At 63.6% G+C, this 18,053-nt stretch carries 18 protein-coding genes; 12 read left to right on the plus strand and 6 right to left on the minus strand.

Annotated features, from left to right (window positions below; translation table 11 throughout):
- Positions 1 to 263: 263 nt before the first annotated feature.
- Complete coding sequence (locus tag DSM100688_RS07225) at positions 264 to 1,193, minus strand: ROK family protein (protein ID WP_094667170.1); 930 nt, start codon at positions 1,191 to 1,193, stop codon at positions 264 to 266.
- A 131-nt stretch (positions 1,194 to 1,324) separates the two neighbouring features.
- Positions 1,325 to 2,440 (minus strand): ROK family protein, encoded by a 1,116-nt coding sequence (locus DSM100688_RS07230; RefSeq protein ID WP_094729296.1) that lies wholly within the window; start codon positions 2,438 to 2,440, stop codon positions 1,325 to 1,327.
- 233 nt (positions 2,441 to 2,673) lie between these two features.
- Between DSM100688_RS07230 and DSM100688_RS07235 the strand changes: the two genes are divergently transcribed.
- A complete protein-coding gene (locus DSM100688_RS07235) occupies positions 2,674 to 3,999 on the plus strand; it encodes an ABC transporter substrate-binding protein (RefSeq protein WP_100495474.1) in 1,326 nt (441 codons plus the stop codon).
- A gap of 57 nt (positions 4,000 to 4,056) precedes the next feature.
- On the opposite strand, the gene DSM100688_RS07240 is transcribed toward DSM100688_RS07235, so the two are convergent.
- A complete protein-coding gene (locus DSM100688_RS07240) occupies positions 4,057 to 4,860 on the minus strand; it encodes an EamA family transporter (protein WP_239519410.1) in 804 nt (267 codons plus the stop codon).
- A gap of 41 nt (positions 4,861 to 4,901) precedes the next feature.
- Complete coding sequence (locus DSM100688_RS07245) at positions 4,902 to 5,615, minus strand: YqcI/YcgG family protein (RefSeq protein WP_100495476.1); 714 nt, start codon at positions 5,613 to 5,615, stop codon at positions 4,902 to 4,904.
- Positions 5,616 to 6,083: 468 nt separating this feature from the next.
- Between DSM100688_RS07245 and DSM100688_RS07250 the strand changes: the two genes are divergently transcribed.
- On the plus strand, positions 6,084 to 6,701 hold the full coding sequence (locus DSM100688_RS07250; protein WP_133119377.1) for a DUF4192 family protein: 618 nt from the start codon (positions 6,084 to 6,086) through the stop codon (positions 6,699 to 6,701).
- 87 nt (positions 6,702 to 6,788) lie between these two features.
- Positions 6,789 to 8,348 (plus strand): ParB/RepB/Spo0J family partition protein, encoded by a 1,560-nt coding sequence (locus tag DSM100688_RS07255; protein ID WP_152358466.1) that lies wholly within the window; start codon positions 6,789 to 6,791, stop codon positions 8,346 to 8,348.
- Positions 8,349 to 8,464: 116 nt separating this feature from the next.
- On the opposite strand, the gene DSM100688_RS07260 is transcribed toward DSM100688_RS07255, so the two are convergent.
- Together DSM100688_RS07260 and DSM100688_RS07265 are read right to left on the minus strand one after the other, a co-directional pair.
- Positions 8,465 to 8,797 (minus strand): hypothetical protein, encoded by a 333-nt coding sequence (locus DSM100688_RS07260; protein ID WP_055427651.1) that lies wholly within the window; start codon positions 8,795 to 8,797, stop codon positions 8,465 to 8,467.
- A gap of 28 nt (positions 8,798 to 8,825) precedes the next feature.
- Positions 8,826 to 9,362 (minus strand): hypothetical protein, encoded by a 537-nt coding sequence (locus DSM100688_RS07265; RefSeq protein WP_152358467.1) that lies wholly within the window; start codon positions 9,360 to 9,362, stop codon positions 8,826 to 8,828.
- A 258-nt stretch (positions 9,363 to 9,620) separates the two neighbouring features.
- Between DSM100688_RS07265 and DSM100688_RS07270 the strand changes: the two genes are divergently transcribed.
- Genes DSM100688_RS07270 through DSM100688_RS07310 form a run of 9 tightly spaced genes read left to right on the plus strand, consistent with a single transcriptional unit; the run spans position 9,621 to position 18,048 of the window.
- Positions 9,621 to 10,025 (plus strand): MobC family plasmid mobilization relaxosome protein, encoded by a 405-nt coding sequence (locus DSM100688_RS07270; RefSeq protein WP_055427653.1) that lies wholly within the window; start codon positions 9,621 to 9,623, stop codon positions 10,023 to 10,025.
- A complete protein-coding gene (locus DSM100688_RS07275) occupies positions 10,016 to 11,467 on the plus strand; it encodes a relaxase/mobilization nuclease domain-containing protein (RefSeq protein ID WP_152358468.1) in 1,452 nt (483 codons plus the stop codon). The genes DSM100688_RS07270 and DSM100688_RS07275 overlap by 10 nt, the downstream gene beginning before the upstream one ends.
- 51 nt (positions 11,468 to 11,518) lie before the next feature.
- On the plus strand, positions 11,519 to 12,421 hold the full coding sequence (locus DSM100688_RS07280; RefSeq protein ID WP_100495480.1) for a PcfB family protein: 903 nt from the start codon (positions 11,519 to 11,521) through the stop codon (positions 12,419 to 12,421).
- A 39-nt stretch (positions 12,422 to 12,460) separates the two neighbouring features.
- Positions 12,461 to 13,459 (plus strand): hypothetical protein, encoded by a 999-nt coding sequence (locus DSM100688_RS12095; RefSeq protein WP_239519409.1) that lies wholly within the window; start codon positions 12,461 to 12,463, stop codon positions 13,457 to 13,459.
- Positions 13,459 to 14,916: an antirestriction protein ArdA gene (locus DSM100688_RS07290; protein WP_163146920.1), complete on the plus strand. Its 1,458-nt coding sequence runs from the start codon at positions 13,459 to 13,461 to the stop codon at positions 14,914 to 14,916. Before DSM100688_RS12095 ends, DSM100688_RS07290 begins: the two co-directional genes overlap by 1 nt.
- A gap of 18 nt (positions 14,917 to 14,934) precedes the next feature.
- Positions 14,935 to 15,648 carry a hypothetical protein gene (locus tag DSM100688_RS07295; protein WP_100495482.1) on the plus strand — a complete coding sequence of 238 codons (714 nt, stop codon included), beginning with the start codon at positions 14,935 to 14,937 and terminating at the stop codon, positions 15,646 to 15,648.
- Positions 15,645 to 15,953: a hypothetical protein gene (locus DSM100688_RS07300; RefSeq protein ID WP_152358469.1), complete on the plus strand. Its 309-nt coding sequence runs from the start codon at positions 15,645 to 15,647 to the stop codon at positions 15,951 to 15,953. The genes DSM100688_RS07295 and DSM100688_RS07300 overlap by 4 nt, the downstream gene beginning before the upstream one ends.
- On the plus strand, positions 15,950 to 16,384 hold the full coding sequence (locus DSM100688_RS07305; protein WP_100495484.1) for a hypothetical protein: 435 nt from the start codon (positions 15,950 to 15,952) through the stop codon (positions 16,382 to 16,384). Before DSM100688_RS07300 ends, DSM100688_RS07305 begins: the two co-directional genes overlap by 4 nt.
- Positions 16,381 to 18,048 carry a VirD4-like conjugal transfer protein, CD1115 family gene (locus tag DSM100688_RS07310; RefSeq protein ID WP_100495485.1) on the plus strand — a complete coding sequence of 556 codons (1,668 nt, stop codon included), beginning with the start codon at positions 16,381 to 16,383 and terminating at the stop codon, positions 18,046 to 18,048. The genes DSM100688_RS07305 and DSM100688_RS07310 overlap by 4 nt, the downstream gene beginning before the upstream one ends.
- Positions 18,049 to 18,053: the final 5 nt, after the last annotated feature.

The following is an 18,053-nucleotide window of genomic DNA, read 5'->3' on the forward strand; positions in this document are numbered from 1 at the left end:
AAACAGCGCCTAGGAACGTGATGTCACATCGTTCCTCGACATGACGTCACGGCAGGAATGACATGACTTTTGTTAGCCATCCTTGCTTAATTCCTTTAGCTGGTTTCAACCTCCTTGATAGCCAAGGATATGACGTCTTTATCTTTTTTGCAAGTCAGTCGAACAAAATAAGGGGCACGCTACGGCCTTGCTTGGCGAAACCGGACGAAACGCGTGGCATTCGGCCCGACGCGCCGAAGGGGGCGTTGCGTCGGGAGGTGCGGTCAGCAGGCGATGAGGGACGCTCCGAGCGCGCCGATCGGAATCGACGCATCGGCGAGCCGCAGGCGTTCCGTCAGCCGCAGACCCGCGATGAATCCGCTGGAGGCCTCCCTGTTGCGCAGTTCCCCGCGCAGCGCATCAAGCAACGGGGACCCGGCGCGGGAAACACCGCCTCCGATGACGATGACCGAAGGATCCGCGGCCTGGGCGACGATCTGCACGACGTCGGCGAGGGCATGCAGCGCGATGCCAAGAACCCGTTCCGCTTCGCCATCGCCGCCGTCGGCCCTCGCGAGGATGTCGGGCAGCGGAGGATCCGCGACGGGCCACATGCGCCGCAGGCCCCCTCCCGAGCATGCGGTCTCCAGGCATCCGCGCTGACCGCATTTGCACGCCATGCGGTTGGGGTCCACCGGCAGGTGGCCGATCTCCCCGAGGGCGCCGGTGTCGCCGCGTTCGACGAGACCGGCGCGAACGAAGCCGGCCGCCAGCCCCGTCCCCAGGTTGACGAACGCCATCCTGCCGTGCTTGAGCCGGTCGGGCAGCGTTCCATAGGCCCCCAGCGCCGCGGCGTTCACATCGTTGTCCACCCACACGGGAAGGCCGAGCATGCCGGATGCGCGACCTCCCAGCTCCAGGTTCTCAATTCCGAGATTGACCACGTTCTCCACGCGCCCGGTGTCGCGGTGCACCAGCCCGGGGATGCCGATGCCCACCGATCTCACCTCATCGAACCGCATTCCGGCCACCTGCCGCACGATGGCTACCGCATCCTCCACGACCTCGTCACCGCCTTTCCGGGCTGCCTTGCGCGCGGATGCGAGAACCGTGCCGGCCGCATCGGTCAGCACCGCCTCGATCTTCGTTCCGCCGACATCCACGCCGACGCGCAGGTTCTCTGTTTCCGGCGTACCACTGGCATTCATCGTCATGACGATCTCCGTTCCCGAGGGCGGACTCCTGTTTCGTCCGCCCGCCATTATGTTCGGAATCCTTACATATTGGATTCGGGAAGCGATGATACACCACGCCACGCGCGCTTGGCGGCGGGACGCACGTGGCGTCAGGACGAGGCCGCCGCGGACAGCCCGCGCCTGCCCACGATCTCGCGCAGCACGGAGACCGCCTGCCCCCGCAGAGTGGCGTCGTCACCGAGCTCACACCGACGCACCCGCATACTGCTCTGGTAGTCGTTCCGCGACAAGGAGTTGACGGTCTCGTCGCATGCATTGAGCAGCGTCTCGCCGACGATGTCGGGAGGTCCGTAGACGGCGATGTCATGAAGATTCAACAGGCTCGCCGGCATGGCCAGAGCTCCGCCGAGCCTCGCACCAGCTTCGGCCAGGATGTCCGCGCGCCGATTCGGGTCCTGACGAATGCGGTCGCGCAACGCGATGGCGGAGACGTAGGTCTCCAGGCAGCCGCGCTTGCCGCAGGTACATGCCGGACCGTTCGGGTCGATCACAACATGGCCGATCTCGCCGGCCGCATGGTCGTCGCCATCCACGAACTCGTCGTTGAGCAGCACCGACGCGCCGATGCCCCGGGTGATCTGCACGAGCAGGCAGTTGGGATTGCCGTGCCCGAGGAAGCGGTCGGCGAGCAGTGCGGCGTTCGCGTCGTTGTCCACTCGGACCGGCAACGAGAACTCGCCTTCGAGCATGTCGCGAAGCTCCACGTCGTCCCAGCCGAGATTGGAGCTGGAGATCACCCTCCCCGCACCGGAGACCACGCCGGGGACTGCGACGCCGATGCCGACAAGCCCCGAACCGGCAAGCCGGATCATCTGACCGACGAGCGAAAGCACGTCGTCGAGATCGACCCGGTCGCCATCATCAAGCACACGTTCGCGACGTTCCACGATTCTGGCCCGCAAATCCATCACGGCGCCGGTCATCACATACGGGCGCGACAGATCGATGCACACCAGACGAAGCACGTCCGTATCGATGGCCAGCAAGGTGCCCGGCTTGCCGCGGCCATCCCGTTTCCCCGACCCCAGTTCACGTAGCAGGCCGTCGTCGATCATCTCGCCGGTCACATCCGTGGCAGTGGCGCGCGAGAGCCCCGTCTCCTTGCACAGGTCGGCGCGCGACAGTTGCCGGTCGGGGAACAGCAGCCGGAACAACAGTCTGCGGTTGTTGGCCCTTGCGTCGCTGGGATTGGATTTAGCGTACATGGGAGCCCTCCTCGGGTGAGACGATTGCGGAAATGCGGAATCACATTATCGGGACGGACATCCCGGCGTCATCCTCGAACGGCTTTCAGAATAACACCCATCAGGGGACTGACAATATGAAAACCCCGGTGTTTTGACAAGTTTCCCATCTCTGTACATAATCATGTTCGACATCCAAACAAAATAGTTGCGGCATACGGCCAAAGACGGTCGAGCACGGAAAGAAGACCAACATGAATAACACCACACGCGTAGCCATAGCCACGGCCGCCATCGGAGCCCTGCTCATCCCGCTCGCGGGATGCGGCAACACAATCGCAAGCTCGGGCAAGACCGAACTGACGGTATGGTCGTGGGACGCCAGCATCGATCGCGCCGCCAAAATCTTCATGAAGGCCAATCCCGACATCACGGTGAAGGTGAGCAACGTCGGCAGCACCGAGGAGACCTACACCGCGCTCAACAACGCGGCCCAGGCCGGCAACGGCCTGCCCGACGTCACCCTGATCGAATACCTCGCCATCCCGCAGTTCGTGCACTCGGACACACTCATGGACCTGAGCAAGGTCTACGACACCGTCAAGCTCAAGAAGACGTTCACCCCCGGCACATGGAGCTCCGTGAACATCAACGGCGGCGTGTACGCGATGCCTGCCGACTCGGGCCCGATGGCCTACTTCTACGACAAGGACGTGTTCGACAAGGCCGGCATCAGCGAACCGCCGACCACGTGGGACGAGTTCTACGAGGACGCGAAGAAGATTCGCGCCACCGGCTCCTACATCATCTCCGACTCCGGCGACGCGGGCCTGTTCAACGCGATGATGTGGGCCATGGGCGGCCACGCCTACAAACTCAACGACGACAAACTGACCATCAATATCACCAAGGACAAGGGCGCCCAGCGGTTCATGAACCTCTGGCAGAAGATGCGCGACGAAGACCTCATCGACGTCCACACGAAGACCTGGACCGACGACTGGATGAAATCCCTGGGAGACGGCTCCACCGCCAGCCTCATCAGCGGCGCATGGATGGCCAACAACCTCCTGCAGGGCGTGCCCCAAGCCACCGGCAAATTCCGCGTAGCCCTCCTGCCCACCATCGACGGAATGCCCATCAACGGCGAATACGGCGGCAGCGGACTGGCCATCACCAAGAAGATCCCCGACGGCAAACTCGACGCCGCCAAGAAGTTCGTCGAATACGTCACCACCAACAACGAAGGCATCGACGCCCGCGTATCCAACGGCAGCTTCCCCGCCACCACCAAGACCCTCAACCAGAAGGACTTCCTCGCCAAGACCACGCTCAGGAACGCCGACGGCAGCGACAACGAGTTCTTCGGCGGCCAGAAATACAACGAGGTCTTCTCCCGGGCCGCCAAGGACGTCACCGGCAAATGGGAGTTCCTACCCTTCGAGCCCTACGCCCGCTCCATCTACAACGACAATATGGGATCATTCTTCTCCGGCAAGGAGACTTTCAAGGCTGCCGCCGACAAGTGGCAAAAGGCTTTAAAGAACTATGCCGCAGATCAAGGATTTAGCGTTCAATGATGGAATAGAGTGGCTGACAGGAGGCGTTTGTTCTTGCCAGCCACTTGTGCTTGTTTTTTACGCTTTATCGGCTGTCCATACGAGCAGGGCTCCGGCGAGGGAGACGACGATGACGCCGAACACGGCCGTAAGAGTGATGGTTTGGTGCAGGATCAGCGCGGCGATGACCACACTCATGGCTGGGTCGATGGAGAACAGCGTGCCAACCACGCGCGCCGACGTGATGCGCCCGGACAGCGTGTCCATCGTGTAGGGAATCGCCACTCCCAGCACTGCCGACGCGGCGATGACGCCCCATTGGGCGGGCATCGCATGCGCGGCGTGGCTGACCGATACCGGCAGCGTGGTGAGAGCGGCGACCGTGACCGACAGGGCGAGCCCGTCCAGTCCGGTGCCCTTGCCGACCTTGTCGGCGAACAGCGTGTACAGGCCGAAGCAGCAGGCCGAACCCAAGGCGAACAGGTAGCCGGCCGGGTTGAAGTAGCCTCCCGGCGTGAACGAGATCAATCCCACACCCACCAGCGCGACCACCGCGCACAGTCCCTCGCGCCAGTGATGAGATCCGGCCAGGGCGACCACGCATGGGCCGAGGAATTCCAGGGTGACGGCCACGCCCATCGGGATGCGGTCGATGGCCGAGTACAGGCAGACGTTCATCGCCGCCATCGCCAGCCCGTAGACCACGATGCCCAACCATTCGCCTTTCGACCGGCCCGCGAGTTTCGGACGGATGAGCGCGAGCATGACGACCGCGGCGACAAGCATACGCATCGAACTGACCGGAATCGGACCCAACGCATCGAACAACGACGCCGACAGGGACGAAGAGGTCTGGATGCCCAACGAGCCGACTGTCACCATGCCTGTTGCGAGCAGTATTTTGTCTCGGGTATTTATAGATTTCATCGTTTGATTCGGCTGAGAATATCCTGTTCGGTCAGCAGCATGGATGCCTCGATATTATCGTCGCCTAGGAAGAACTGCGGCAATTCCGGAGCGTTACCGTGTTCTCCTAAAGCCGGGGAAATTGAAATTGCGTCATATTGTGCAATACGTTCACGAATACGATGACGTATCTGCATCGGGTTCTTACCAATATGGTCAAAAGTAGATCGCGATTGAATTACCAGCGTGAAAGCACTTCCCAGATTGCGACTACGGCGTTTAACGTGATGTGGGGTACTGAAATTGATAAAGAAATCAACACCTCCATACCAAAAATCCCAATTGGGATCGTTTGGATTGGTAGGTGCGGAAGCAGGCCAAGGTGTCTGATCCGCTGTTAGTAGTTCCTTGAGAATAGCGGAAGCTAAATTCTTATCTTCTTCAAGATTATTGGTACCCGCTCCTTCAATCCAAAGAACAATTGTCTGATTCGAATTTTTCATGATTGATTGAACTGCCGCATTGAACAACAGTGCTATTTGCTGATATCCTGCTGAAACATCAGCAAGACCAAACAATAAATCATTGTGTCGGAACGCCAATGGTGCAAAAATACACGGGAACCCCTTGCTTTGAACAGCTTCGTCAAATTCCCGTAGATATTTCATCGCTTTTGCTGGTGCTGTGTGGATATCAAAAAGCGCACTTTTGTCGGAAGAATCAGTAGTCATATCCCCTCCTGTAAATGAAACTGATTTACGTCAAATGATGCCAGGTGTGTCTTCTTGATAGTTCGTTTTGGGATGCTATGTCATCTATAGATGACATCCGCGCCGCTTGTGGAGAGAATGCTCCAGGCGGGGCTGTTCGACATACTCTCCGCAATCGGCGCGGGAACGCGGCCCCGGGCCATGCGCTGTGCGCATGACCGTGCTGTCTGGCCGCTCGCATGCTCGCGGCGGTGGGCCGCGCGGAATCTGACGAAGGGTTTGCGGCCACCACCAGCATGCCATGCGCTCCGTCTGCGTTCCCTGCGCCGTGTCCCGCGCCGCTCCCGTGCCTGCGCTGCGACGGCGAACCAGCATGCCGTCTTCGCTACGGCCCGGATCGTCGCGGTCCACGCCTCCGGTCTCTCCGCCTGCGCGCATGGCAGGCGGGTGGTGTCCGAAATGGAAACCACACGGAAAGGACCGATGGACATGAACGACATGGTGGATACCCGCACGGCGGGAACCGGACTGGCGAAGCGCGTACGCGACGGGTTCCTTCAGGACCGGCGTGAACTTGGACCGGCGGAAGCGGCCGACAAGTGGTTCGCGCCCCTGATGGACAGGTGGAACGGCCTGTTGTCGCGCGACGAGGGCGGTTTCTCCCATGAGGAGCGCGTCACGCTGGCGGTGCTGATGACCGAGTGCCTGAGCATGCGGGACGCGCTGATACTCGCATCTTTGCGCGAAATGAGCGGCGGCGAACTGCACATGCTGTACGCCCAGCCGCATTCGATGGAGTCGGCGGCCGTGGTCATGCGCGAACTGTCACGGGCGTTCAAGGACGCCGCCTATCAGCCGGACACGAGACGCGGGGAACGCGCGACGGCGTTGCTGGAATCGGTGACGGCCGACGCCCCGGACGGATACAAGGCACAGCCGATGGCGTCGTGCGCGTACCTGCTGTGGATGGCCGACCGTTCGACCGCCGCCGCGGTGCGCGCGCTCAAGGCCTTGGCCTTGGACGACGACTGCTCGCTGGCATCCCTCGTGCTCGCGGCCAGCGAACACGGCATCCGCCCCGCGTGGACGGAACGCCGCCGCCACTGAGCGTCGGCCGTGGATTCATCTGGCTGGGGCTTCCGATTCCGGAAGCCCCAGCCAATCCCCAATCATCTGTTTTTCAAGGAGACAATCATGGAAACCGCAATCATCGAACGTCCCGTATCGGCCGACGAGGGCATGGAGGAATCGAACATCGTCATGCTGGACGTGGGACTTATCGATCCGAACCCCGCGAACCCGCGCCGTGACGTGGGCGATGTGTCGGAACTCGCGGATTCGATACGCGCGCAGGGCATCCGGCAGAACCTGCTCGTCACTCCCACGCCGCAGGGACGCTACCTGCTCGTCATCGGGCATCGCCGCCTCGCCGCCGCCAAACTCGCCGGATTGAGCTGGGTGCCCGCCGTGGTGGCCGATTTGTCGGAACGGGAGCAACGCGAGCTCATGCTCGTGGAGAACAGCCAGCGCGCCGACCTGACCGTCATCGAGGAGGCCGACGGCTATCAGGGGCTTCTCGATTTGGGCGTGGGCGTGGACGAGGCGGCGCAACGCACCGGCCGTTCCACGTCATTGGTGCGCCGACGCCTGAAGATAGCCGCCATCGGCGAGAACGTGCGAAGCAAGGCCGGAACAGCCCAGCTGAGTATCGACGACTGGGAGACCATCGCCGACTTCGACCGGCATCCAGACCTTCAGGAACGGCTCGCCGAGGCGGCAGGCGGCAAGAACTGGAACATGGCCGTCAAGCACGCCCGGCAGGAGCGAACATGGCGCGAATGGCTCGACACGGCACGAGCCGAATTGGAACGCATGGGCATCGACGCGGCCGACGAACAGCCGAACGCGGACAACTGGTATGACTCGCCAAAGGGATTGCGTCGCACCACGATGCTGACCACGGGCGACATTGCCAAGGCCATCGACGCATGGCGCGACTCCCATGACGGAGCCACGCCCGTCGTGGGAGTGCGGGCCGAAGGCGCGTCATGGGCGCGCGGCATCGCCCTGTACGAAACCGTGGACGAGGAGGCCGAGACCGCGGCCCGCGAGGCGCGTGAGGCGCGTTGGCGCGAGGAACGGGAACGCGAGGAACGCGAGACGGCACCGGCCAAGGAGTTCGCGCGGGCAAGCCGTGATTTGCGCATCGCGTTCGTGACGCATCTCATGGAACTGAAATCCCAGCCGAAGGGCATCGGCAAAGCCGTCGCCCTGCTGTCCGCGAGATTCGCGCTCGATACGCTCACCGAGGGATTCGACCAATGGAACAGTCATGCCGAGGACGTCTGGGAGCAAATCACCGGCATCGGCACGGCGGGCGACGACGCCGATGATGCAAAGCCGGAGGACGAGGCCGAAGACCCGTTACGCGAGTCCGTCACCGCGATGATTGCCGGCGACCCGCAACGGGCCGCGTTCGGACTGCTCTACGCCTTGGCCGAAGAGCGCGTCAGCTGGGAAACGTGGCGTGACGCGGCGACCATCGCGGAACACGCCGCACCGTTGTACGAGGCGTTGGAAACACTCGGCTACCGCACCTCGGACACGGAAGCCGAAGCCCTCAACGGCTCCCTCGTACCAATCGATGACGACGACAATGGCGAGGATACCGGCATAGGGCAGGACAGCGAACCGGACGACGATGGGGCGTCGCAAGCCGACGACGCATCCGGCGAGCCGGACGACGCCGAATAAGCGACGGACGGGGCGGAACCGGAATACGGGTTCCGCCCCCGTCCGGGCGCGAATGGCGAAACGTGACGGCGCATGCGCGCCCGCGCCTTCCGGAGCCAAGCGGCGGCGGGTGACGTTCAGCCGTGGCGGGAGGAGCGTCGTCGGAGCCGCGCGTCGCACCAATCCATGAGCATGCTCGCAAGCACGGCCGTGAGAAACGTGGCGACGATCAACGCGAACGAGCCGTCCAATGCCGGAGCGTCCGAGCCGGCGAGGAAATGCATGAGCAGGAACGCCAGCATGAGCAATCCCGACAGCATGGCGAACGCCGTGAACACGGAGTTCACGAGGAACACCACGAGCCGCAACGGGTGCGCGAACAGGGCAAGGCACGAGGCCACGCCACGCATCAGCATGCGTATCACGCCCGTCGCCAGCGACAGGCCAAGCATCACCAGCAGCATCGGCATCGCCGTCACCTCCCGTATGTAGCCAATGTCATCCAGCGTAGCCGCCAGGACGCGGGAAACCGAATCGCAATCCCTCCGGGTCCAATCCAATCGAACCGGATTCTCCGGCGTCACCGGCATCGGCCGCATTCGCCGTTGCGGCGTTGTCTTCCGTCAGGGCAATCTCCGGTGTATCGACGGCGGATGCCGGTCGGCCGTCGGATTCGAGGGACGAATCCTCGTCATCATGGATTTCGCCGTGACTATCGGCGGGATTGGCCTGCCCGTAGTCGGGCGTGACGGCATGGAACGCCATGCCCGTCTCCCTTGGCTCCATCCTGAGCGTGCGCACGAGCTGGGCGCGAGGCATGTGATGGTCGTCGCAGAACGATTGGGCGGCGTCACGGAATCGTTCCGCGGCCCAGCGCATATCGTCCAGCAGGATACCCAAACGCGACAGTTCGCCGCGTTTGCGCCGAAGCGCCTCCAACTCGGCATCCAATGCGTTGTCGGCGATGGCGCGCATCGCCCGGTTGCGTTCCCTCGGCTTCGCCATGACGGTCTCCTCACGGTGATTGTTCTTCACTGCCCCGCATCGTAGAACGACGCCGGCAATGATGCCGGCGGACACGAAACGGAACCGGCGTCGGCATGCGAAACGTGACCTGAAGTCCGCCGCGCATGGCGTGGCGCCAAGGCGAAACTGACCGGTGCGCAACCATCCCCTCCCCGGAGGGGCGGTTGGTGTGTAGCAAGCATCGCCGGTGTACGTACACCGGCGCGGCCCCGCGAGGCTCGGGGCCGATCGCGGGACACCCGTGGAACCCGATATGAGGAGGCGCCGATGGGTTGGAAAGGCAACCGTTCCAGGACGATCCGCAAGGCGGTCACGTTCAGCGAGGAGGAATGGCGGTGGGTGGCGGACTCGCTCAAAGTGGAGAACCGTCAGCGCATCCAGGCCGGGCTCAGGCCCGTGGGATGGATGGCGTTCGCCCGCAACAGGATCAGATGCGCCCACCGCGTCAACATCACCGTGCCCGCGAACCTGCATGACGTGAGCGCCCAACTGGCGAGGATCGGCAACAACGTCAACCAGATCGCCCGTCACGCGAACACCACGCGGGAGACGGACCTGGCCATGCTCTCGCGCGTGTTCGACGAGCTGCGCCAGGCGGAACGGCTGGTCGCGGGCCTGCGCATCCGGGTGGAGACCGACGTTGACCCCAAAGGGGTGCCCGAATGGCTGTAGTCAAGATCGGCAAGATCAAAAGCACGCTTGCCCGCAGCATCGCCTACGTGACGAACCCGGCCAAGACCGACGGCTACCGGTGGGCCTCGACCACCGTCGGCGATGACATCACGGACGCCGAGTCCATCGCCCGAGGCTTCGAATGTGCGTTGGACGCCACGAAAGGCGGCTCACGCCGGCAGGGGGCCGTGTTGGCGCTGCATGTGATCCAATCGTTCGATCCCACCGACCAGGTCACGCCCCGATTGGCGCATCTGATCGGGGAACGGTTCGTCCGGGAGATCACCGGAGGCACGCACGACTACGTGATTGCCACCCACACCGACAGATCCCACATGCACAACCACATCCTCATCTGCCCGGCAGACCGGATCACGGGCAAGGCCCTGCGTCTGAGGAAAGGAACCCTGGGCGAATGGCGGAAGATCAGCGACCGGCTGTGCCGCGAATACGGGCTGCACACCCTCATGCCGGAACGGTCCGGGCGCGTGGCCCCGTCGATCGGGGAACTCCATCTGAGCGCCAGAGGCGGCAACATCAAGGACCGGTTGCGCACCAGCATCGACACGGCCTGCATGAACGCCCATGACTTCGCGGGCTTCCGCCGCGAACTCGCGACGCTCGGCGTCAACGCGACCGTGCGCGGCGGACGCATCACCTACACGCCATGCGGGCAGACCCGCGGAATCCGAGACCGGCGACTGGGCGTGGCATACAACATGCTCGCCATCATGGGCAAGATCCACCGGCGCACGCTCAGCGAGATCACCTTCCACGAGGCCATGATCGCCCGTCGGACGGATACGGCGGTGACCGTTCGGGTGCCCGGCACGCACGGACGCCTGCGCCTGTCCATACCGTGCGACCGGCTCGTGCGTGACGGAAGGATCTGGCACGCCTACCTGTCCGACGACGTCAGACAGGTGCTCACCGACGAGAACGGCGGCTATGCACGTTCAACGGACTGCGAGGGCCTGTACGCATGGTTCGCGCGGCCCACGCTGCGACTGGAGGACTACTGCCGTCAACGGTTCGACGGCCGGGACCTGACCGGCGTGAACGGGCGCGCGCTGCGTCAGGCAATCGCCTGCGACCGGCTCGCCGACAGCCTGCGCGAGCTCAAGGTGCTCGCCCAGGTCATCGACGAAGGCGACGGCCGGCTGGCGACGCTCGGCCGACTCACCGACTCCGTCGAACTCAACGCGAAGCACATGCGCGCCCTGATCGCGCTCATCGCCGACAACCATGATCAGGGAGCCGACGCCACGGGACTGGAGGCCCAGCTCGCCATCGAGGAGCAGGAGACCCGTGGCCTGGCCTCCGACGCCCTCGCCCTGCGCCGGCTCATCGCCCGCACCACGCCAACCGCCGAACGCTCCGACGGCGCACGGCGCGCGCAACGCCGCGATGACGGGCATCGTGTCCGCCGCAGGAACCGGTGAGCCGGCGGAAGCTGGAACGCAACGAACCACGACGGATGACGGGAGAATCCTATGGCGGCCGAGGACCAGGCACAGGAACTCATGATGCGCGTCAGCGAGCAAGGCACGCGCGTCATCATCGACGTGACCAAATACGGGCTCGACAAGGCGCTGCACCTGCTCGGCATCGGCGTGCATGCCACCGGCGAGACATTACGGCGTATCAGGACCACCGGCAAGGTGGACGGCAAGACCCTGCATCGCACCGGCGAGCCGATCAACGTGCAGGAAGTCACCGGACGATACGCCCGACAGCTCGAACACGACCTGAAAAAGGCCGGCATCACCTTCCACATCGAGCACGACCGCGACACCGGCCGCACCTTCCTCCACTTCCAAGGCAAGGACGCCGACGAGGTCAACCACGTCGTCTCACGCATCGTCGAACGCCTCAACCGGGAACTCGCCCGGCAGGAGACCGCCACGATTCCCGAACCCGGCGACGCCGATCCCGCACGGCCGGCCACGGAGACAATGCCGGCACCGGAACGAGAGGAGCCGAATCCGTTCCTCGAACCCTCCGACGACGCGCTGCGCCTCGCCTTCGACGCCGAATCGCCATCGAACGGCCGGTTTGACTTCCGCACGGTGCCCTGGGACCGTGACGCTGCGATCATCACCGACCAGCTCGACCGGCTCCACATACCCCACCACACGCAACGGGTCGCCGACGACACGGTGCGCTTCACCTACCCGGCCGGCCAGGCCAGACGGATCGCCGACACTATCGAAACCCTGACCGCACGCTCACGGGGCCTGGACTGGAACCGCATGGACATCCCCGCCCCGGACGGCGGCGTGCGCCGCCCCAAAACCAAGCAGCAGACCTTGAACGACATCCGCACGCGGGCCGGCAAACGCATCGAAGGGCAACGCCGCACCGCGCCCTCGAAGCAACGCACCCGCACCCGGTGAACGGATGCGCGACGACCATGACCGGAAAGGAGCATCGTCATGCCCGAGCTTTCAGCCAACGCGCGTTGGCTCATGGACAACCTCATCGACAACGACCGGCAGGCCCTGGCGGACATCGCACGACGCGGCGAGCAATACGCGGCCGCCGGCATGCCGCAGGACAATCGGCTGGGCCAGGTCGCCCGCATGGTCGTCGATGACGCGATCCGACGCCACAACCAGGCATGGCCCGACGCCTCGATCAGCTTCCCTGCGCCGGACCTCGATCAGGCCTCCGACGAGATCGCCCAACGCATCCGCACGCAGGCCGCACCATCATGGAACACGCCCGACGCCATGCAGACGCCGACGCGATGGCAGCCCGAGCAGCCCGGGAACGCGCAGGTCCCGGTCCCGGAGCCGAGGCGGAACGAGACGGCTGTCGGCCGGCCCGGCGGCGAGCAGACGGCGCAACCCGCGGCCGGTGGAAGAACAAGGGAGATCTGGCCGCGCGTGAACTTCCCCAACAGCTACGTGCACCTGTACCGGATGACCTCCAAGGACGGGCGCATGTTCGACAAGATGCGCGTGGCGATACCGCAGGGCACCAGCATCCGCGGCGTGGACCTGACCGGATGGCAGCTCGACCGCTTCCTGACCGACCATGCGAGGGACGCCAAACTGAACGGGCGCGACGTGACCGTCAGCTTCAAACCCGGCGAACCGGTGGAACTGTGGCGTGGCAAAGGCGAGCAACGCGAGACCATGCGCATCGACGACGCATGGCAGCTGTGCCGCGCCGTCAAAGCGCAACGCATGGCCTATGCGAGGCAGCACGCCGAAAACAAACCGGTCACCGCCACCACCGGCACCCCAGCCGGCGAGGAACCACCAGCAGCACCCGGCCCGGAAAACCCCGAACCGGCGGCCGCGCAATCCCGGCCGGCCGGCAAGAGCCGGACGCTCGACGCCATCAAGGACAGGGCCGAACGCCGCGCGCAAACACCATCCACCGCGCAGGCAAGAACGCAGACGCAAACACAGACAAGGAGCCGATGATGGCGGAAGACGATCTGACGATCAACGTATGGGTAGGCAACCTCGGCCGATACAACGAGGGCACGCTCATCGGCGGATGGCTGCGCCTGCCCACGGACGAGCAGCGGATCGACCGGTTCCTCACCGAACAGGTAGGACTGACGCTCGACGCGCAGCAAGCCTATGAGATCGGACGCCAAGGAGGCGTCACCTATGAGGAATACGGCATCTTCGACCACGAATACACGGGCCTGCTCGCCGCACTCGACTACCGGCCCGGCGAATACGAAGACCTCCACGCCCTGAACACGCTCGCGCAAGCCGCCCGGATCTTCGCGCAAGACCAGCCCGAAGCATTGGAGGCTGTACGGCTGGCGGCCGATATGAACGGCGTGCACGACCCGATCGGACTGGCGAACCTGCTCGTCCAATCCGAGGACATCGAATACATGACCTACGACCCGCCGCAAGGCATCACGCAGGAGAACACGCCCGACCTGGACGAGATGTACGGCTGGCATTGCGTCAACCAAAGCACGGAACTCGCGAAACTCCTTGACGGACCATACGGCATGTACTTCGACGTGGCGAAATACGGGCGCGACGCCGTCATCAACGACAACGTCACCCTCGCCGACCACGGGTTCCTGATCGACGCCACCATCCCCGACACCAAACGGTATTCCGGCACGGAACTCAAGCAGATCATCGACGCCTACACCGACGACGAGCCCGGTCTCGACGCCACGACGCAGTCGACCCCCGACGCGATGCGGATGATCGAGCGCTGGGGAGACACGCACGACAACGTGATGCGATCGGACGGCACGGAGCGCATCACCGAACGCATCATGCAGGCCAACGACACCGATGGCGACACCCTGCGCCGACAGGTCCAAGGCCTCGTCAAACCGGTGGCCGACCAGCTGGACGGCGACATGCCCTCAGGCTCGGCCACGTTCGCCCGACTCGTCGCCGAACACGCAGCAGAACACGCCAATCCCGACCAGATGCCGGCACGGGAACCGTTCCGGCTCGAATCACTGCTCGAACCCAGCGAACGCATCATGGAATACACGCTCGCCGGCACGGCGACGAACTGGGGAGCACCCGTCTACCAGTGCATCATGCCCGCCGATTCCACCGACATCAGCGCCGGATTGGAGGACACCCTCCAACGCATCATCGCCGACCGGACCGGGCGCGGCGACGCCGCCTCGATACTCGCCGAAACCATGGGCGCCAGACCCGCCGGCGAACTCGACCCCGCCGACGGCATCACCCCGATCGACCAGGGATACGCGCTGCCCGCACCCATCACCTCCTTCAACCCCAAATCGGCGAAAGAGGAAGAGCCGAACATGTCGAAAGGCAGGGACGCGGTGCTCGACGGCATACGCCAACGGGCCAGCCAGCGCGCCGACGACCCCACAGCCCATCCGTCCACGCCGGACCGGACGAAGACCCGCAACCGATAAGCCGCCGAGGAGACCAGCATGACCAACATGGACACCGCCTACCGGCAACTGCAGGACGAACTCAAACGCCTCGGCTACGAGCTGCGCATGGAAGGCTTCGGCATCCTTCAGCCCCAAGGCTCCTACGGGGACATCGAACCACCGTACCGGCTCGTCACCCTGCGTGAGATCCCCATCGAACCGTTGCCCGAATGGTCGGCCGACGTGCACCCGCACGACATCACCTACCGGTTCGACGCCGCGCGATACCAGCACGACCGCGAACAACGGGACACCGTTGACGTGCGCGACTACGAAACATGGACGCGCACCGTATGCGACGAACAACACGTGCAGGGCCGCGTGCTCATCGACATGGACAAAACGGCGGAGGAACGCATCGCCGACCTCGCCACCGCAATCCACTACATCCAATCCGCGAACCCCGCCTGCCGCTCCTACCCGGTGGACCGCAAGACCCGACGCAACGAACTGCCCGACCGCACCCGCATCAGTCAGCCGATCGACGACTACCGGGACCCGTGGAGCATCCGGGTCATGGCCGCACGGGAACAGGCCCTCGACACGCTCTCCTCCAAACACGTTCGGGTGGCCAAGGCCCGCGCAGAATCCGACGCGCTCACCGGCGGCGGCCGCGACGCCCGCGCCATCGGTCGAGACGCCATCAACGCCGTCCAAGGCAAAGCCCCGAACATCGACAAACCCATCAGAAAACGCAGACCAGGCCGATGAGCGACGCCCGACATCCGCAGGCCTATGCGCGCGGCATCCTCACCGATGACGCCAGATTCCACACCGACGGCAACGGCGGGACGACGGCAACCCTGACCGTGAACGCCGGCACCATGGACACGCCGCTCATCATCCGCGTGCACGCGGCCGGAGACCATGCGGCATACCTGCGCGAACAGGGCGCGCTGCAGGGACGACGGCTCATCGTCCACGGCATCATCCACGAAGAGGAAAACGCCGACGAAGTGTACATCCTGGCCGACGAGATGGCCCTGCACACCAGCGTCAAGGACACGCTCCCGTGAACACGGCGCGAACAATCACGATCATCGATGCAGGCGAGGAAACCGTTGGCATTCCAATCACACGCGGGAACTCGGCCATCTACGATGCGGAAACACCCGTGGGACGCATCCTTGCCGCGATGTGCGACGGAGGCGACACCATCGAGAACCGCCAAGGTCTCACGCGCATCACCAGCGCCGCCGACGCGGGAAACAGACAGCCGGCACTCGGACGCGATAAGCCTTTGCAAGCGGACACCGCCGTCATGCAGCCCGCGGCCGACGATCCGCCATGGACTAGGGAACAGACGCTCACGAACATTCGCGTCCGCGCCGAACACCGCATCAACAGTCGGATTTCGCAAGCGGCCGACGTCCCCGCAGGTGATGACATGCGACGAACCATAACGCAGCACCGCGGCGGCACGGAAAGAGACAGGGGAAACCAATGAAACGCCTGCAAGCCATACTGCCCGCGGCCATGGGACTGTTCACGCTGTTCTGGCTGGGCGACAAGATCGGCTACCAGATACGCACCGACCTGGATGAAGGCACGAGCGTGATCGACCTGATGAACAGATTCTGGCTCGACCTGTACCATCCATTCCACCTATCCACGAACCATACCGATTTGCTGTGCGGACTCGCCGCAATGGGAGTCGGCCTGCTGATTTGGGCATACAAGTACACGGCGCGCCTGAACCTGCGCAGCGGCGAGGAACACGGTTCCGCCCACTGGGGCACTCCGAAGGACATCAAACCGTTCATCGACCCCGTGGAATCCCGCAACATTCGATTCACCGCGACCGAACGGCTCTCCATAGACACGCGACGCACCCTGCGCAACCTCAACGCGCTCCTGCTCGGCTCATCAGGCTCCGGAAAAACCCGCTACTACGTCAAACCCAACCTATTGTCCGTGGACATGAACTGGGCCGTCACCGACCCCAAAGGCGAACTCAAACGTGACACGGAACACGCCATGCGCGATCGCGGATACCAAGTCAACACGCTCGACCTCATCCACCTCGACCGGTCCGACCGGTTCAATCCCATGCGCTACATCGATCCCGAAGAGCCCCAATCCGCGATCCTGCGCCTGACCGACAACCTTGTCACCAACGCCGCCGGAGACCGCAAAACCGGAGACAGCTTCTGGCAGGACGCCGAAAAAGCACTCCTATGCGCCCTCATTGCATGGACCTACTACACCGAGAATAAGCCCACCCTCAATCAGGTCACCGACACCCTCGACCGCATGGGAGCCAGCGAACAGGACGAAGACAAGGAATACATCATCGACGCGCTCTTCGCTGAAACCCAAACCGAAATCCACCGCATGCGCGAACACCCCGACGACTACGACGAGGAAACCCGGAACATGCTCGACGGGCTCGCATTCGCATGCGCCCAATACAACACGTTCCTCAAAGGCGCCGGCGAAACCAAGAAAAGCATCATCATCACCACCGGCGTCCACCTCGCACCCCTCCAAGTGCATGAGGTACGCCGGATCCTCGACGGCGACGACATCCGGCTCGAAACCCTCGACCAAGGCAAACGCATCATCTACCTCGAACTGCCCGACACCAACGCCACGTTCTCCTTCATCGCCAGCGTCTTCTACCAATGCCTCTTCGAAACGCTTGTGCGAAAAGCCGACGCCAAACCCGACGGCGTGCTCGACCGCGACGTGCACTGCATGCTCGACGAATTCGCCAACATCGGCAAAATCCCCAACTTCGTAAGGCTCATCGCCACCATACGAAGCCGACGCATCAGCTGCAGCATCATCCTCCAGACCGTAAGCCAAGGCAAAAGCCTCTACCGAGATGACTGGGAAACCATTGCCGGCAACTGCGACAGCCAGCTCTTCCTCGGCGGCAACGAACCCAGCACCACCAAATACATCAGCGACCGACTCGGAGACCAGACCATCGACGTCATCGAAACCAGCGAAACCAAAGGCCTCAACGGCAGCTGGACGCGCAGCACCCGTAAGAACGCCCGAAAACTCCTCACCCCGGACGAACTTGGACGCATACCTGCCAACCAGTGCATCTACCTACTCAGAGGCATACCGCCGTTCCTTAGCAATAAGGTTTGTCATCTATAGATGAC

Origin of the sequence: Bifidobacterium ramosum, from assembly GCF_009299505.1 — a bacterium.
Classification (GTDB): domain Bacteria; phylum Actinomycetota; class Actinomycetes; order Actinomycetales; family Bifidobacteriaceae; genus Bifidobacterium; species Bifidobacterium ramosum.

Bases quoted from the DNA above. Each gene is read 5' to 3' on its own strand.
- DSM100688_RS07225 (WP_094667170.1), bottom strand. From the start codon at position 1,193: ATGACGATGAATGCCAGTGGTACGCCGGAAACAGAGAACCTGCGCGTC.
- DSM100688_RS07230 (WP_094729296.1), bottom strand. From the start codon at position 2,440: ATGTACGCTAAATCCAATCCCAGCGACGCAAGGGCCAACAACCGCAGA.
- DSM100688_RS07235 (WP_100495474.1), top strand. From the start codon at position 2,674: ATGAATAACACCACACGCGTAGCCATAGCCACGGCCGCCATCGGAGCC.
- DSM100688_RS07240 (WP_239519410.1), bottom strand. From the start codon at position 4,860: ATGGTGACAGTCGGCTCGTTGGGCATCCAGACCTCTTCGTCCCTGTCG.
- DSM100688_RS07245 (WP_100495476.1), bottom strand. From the start codon at position 5,615: ATGACTACTGATTCTTCCGACAAAAGTGCGCTTTTTGATATCCACACA.
- DSM100688_RS07250 (WP_133119377.1), top strand. From the start codon at position 6,084: ATGAACGACATGGTGGATACCCGCACGGCGGGAACCGGACTGGCGAAG.
- DSM100688_RS07255 (WP_152358466.1), top strand. From the start codon at position 6,789: ATGGAAACCGCAATCATCGAACGTCCCGTATCGGCCGACGAGGGCATG.
- DSM100688_RS07260 (WP_055427651.1), bottom strand. From the start codon at position 8,797: ATGCCGATGCTGCTGGTGATGCTTGGCCTGTCGCTGGCGACGGGCGTG.
- DSM100688_RS07270 (WP_055427653.1), top strand. From the start codon at position 9,621: ATGGGTTGGAAAGGCAACCGTTCCAGGACGATCCGCAAGGCGGTCACG.
- DSM100688_RS07275 (WP_152358468.1), top strand. From the start codon at position 10,016: ATGGCTGTAGTCAAGATCGGCAAGATCAAAAGCACGCTTGCCCGCAGC.
- DSM100688_RS07280 (WP_100495480.1), top strand. From the start codon at position 11,519: ATGGCGGCCGAGGACCAGGCACAGGAACTCATGATGCGCGTCAGCGAG.
- DSM100688_RS12095 (WP_239519409.1), top strand. From the start codon at position 12,461: ATGCCCGAGCTTTCAGCCAACGCGCGTTGGCTCATGGACAACCTCATC.
- DSM100688_RS07290 (WP_163146920.1), top strand. From the start codon at position 13,459: ATGGCGGAAGACGATCTGACGATCAACGTATGGGTAGGCAACCTCGGC.
- DSM100688_RS07295 (WP_100495482.1), top strand. From the start codon at position 14,935: ATGACCAACATGGACACCGCCTACCGGCAACTGCAGGACGAACTCAAA.
- DSM100688_RS07300 (WP_152358469.1), top strand. From the start codon at position 15,645: ATGAGCGACGCCCGACATCCGCAGGCCTATGCGCGCGGCATCCTCACC.
- DSM100688_RS07310 (WP_100495485.1), top strand. From the start codon at position 16,381: ATGAAACGCCTGCAAGCCATACTGCCCGCGGCCATGGGACTGTTCACG.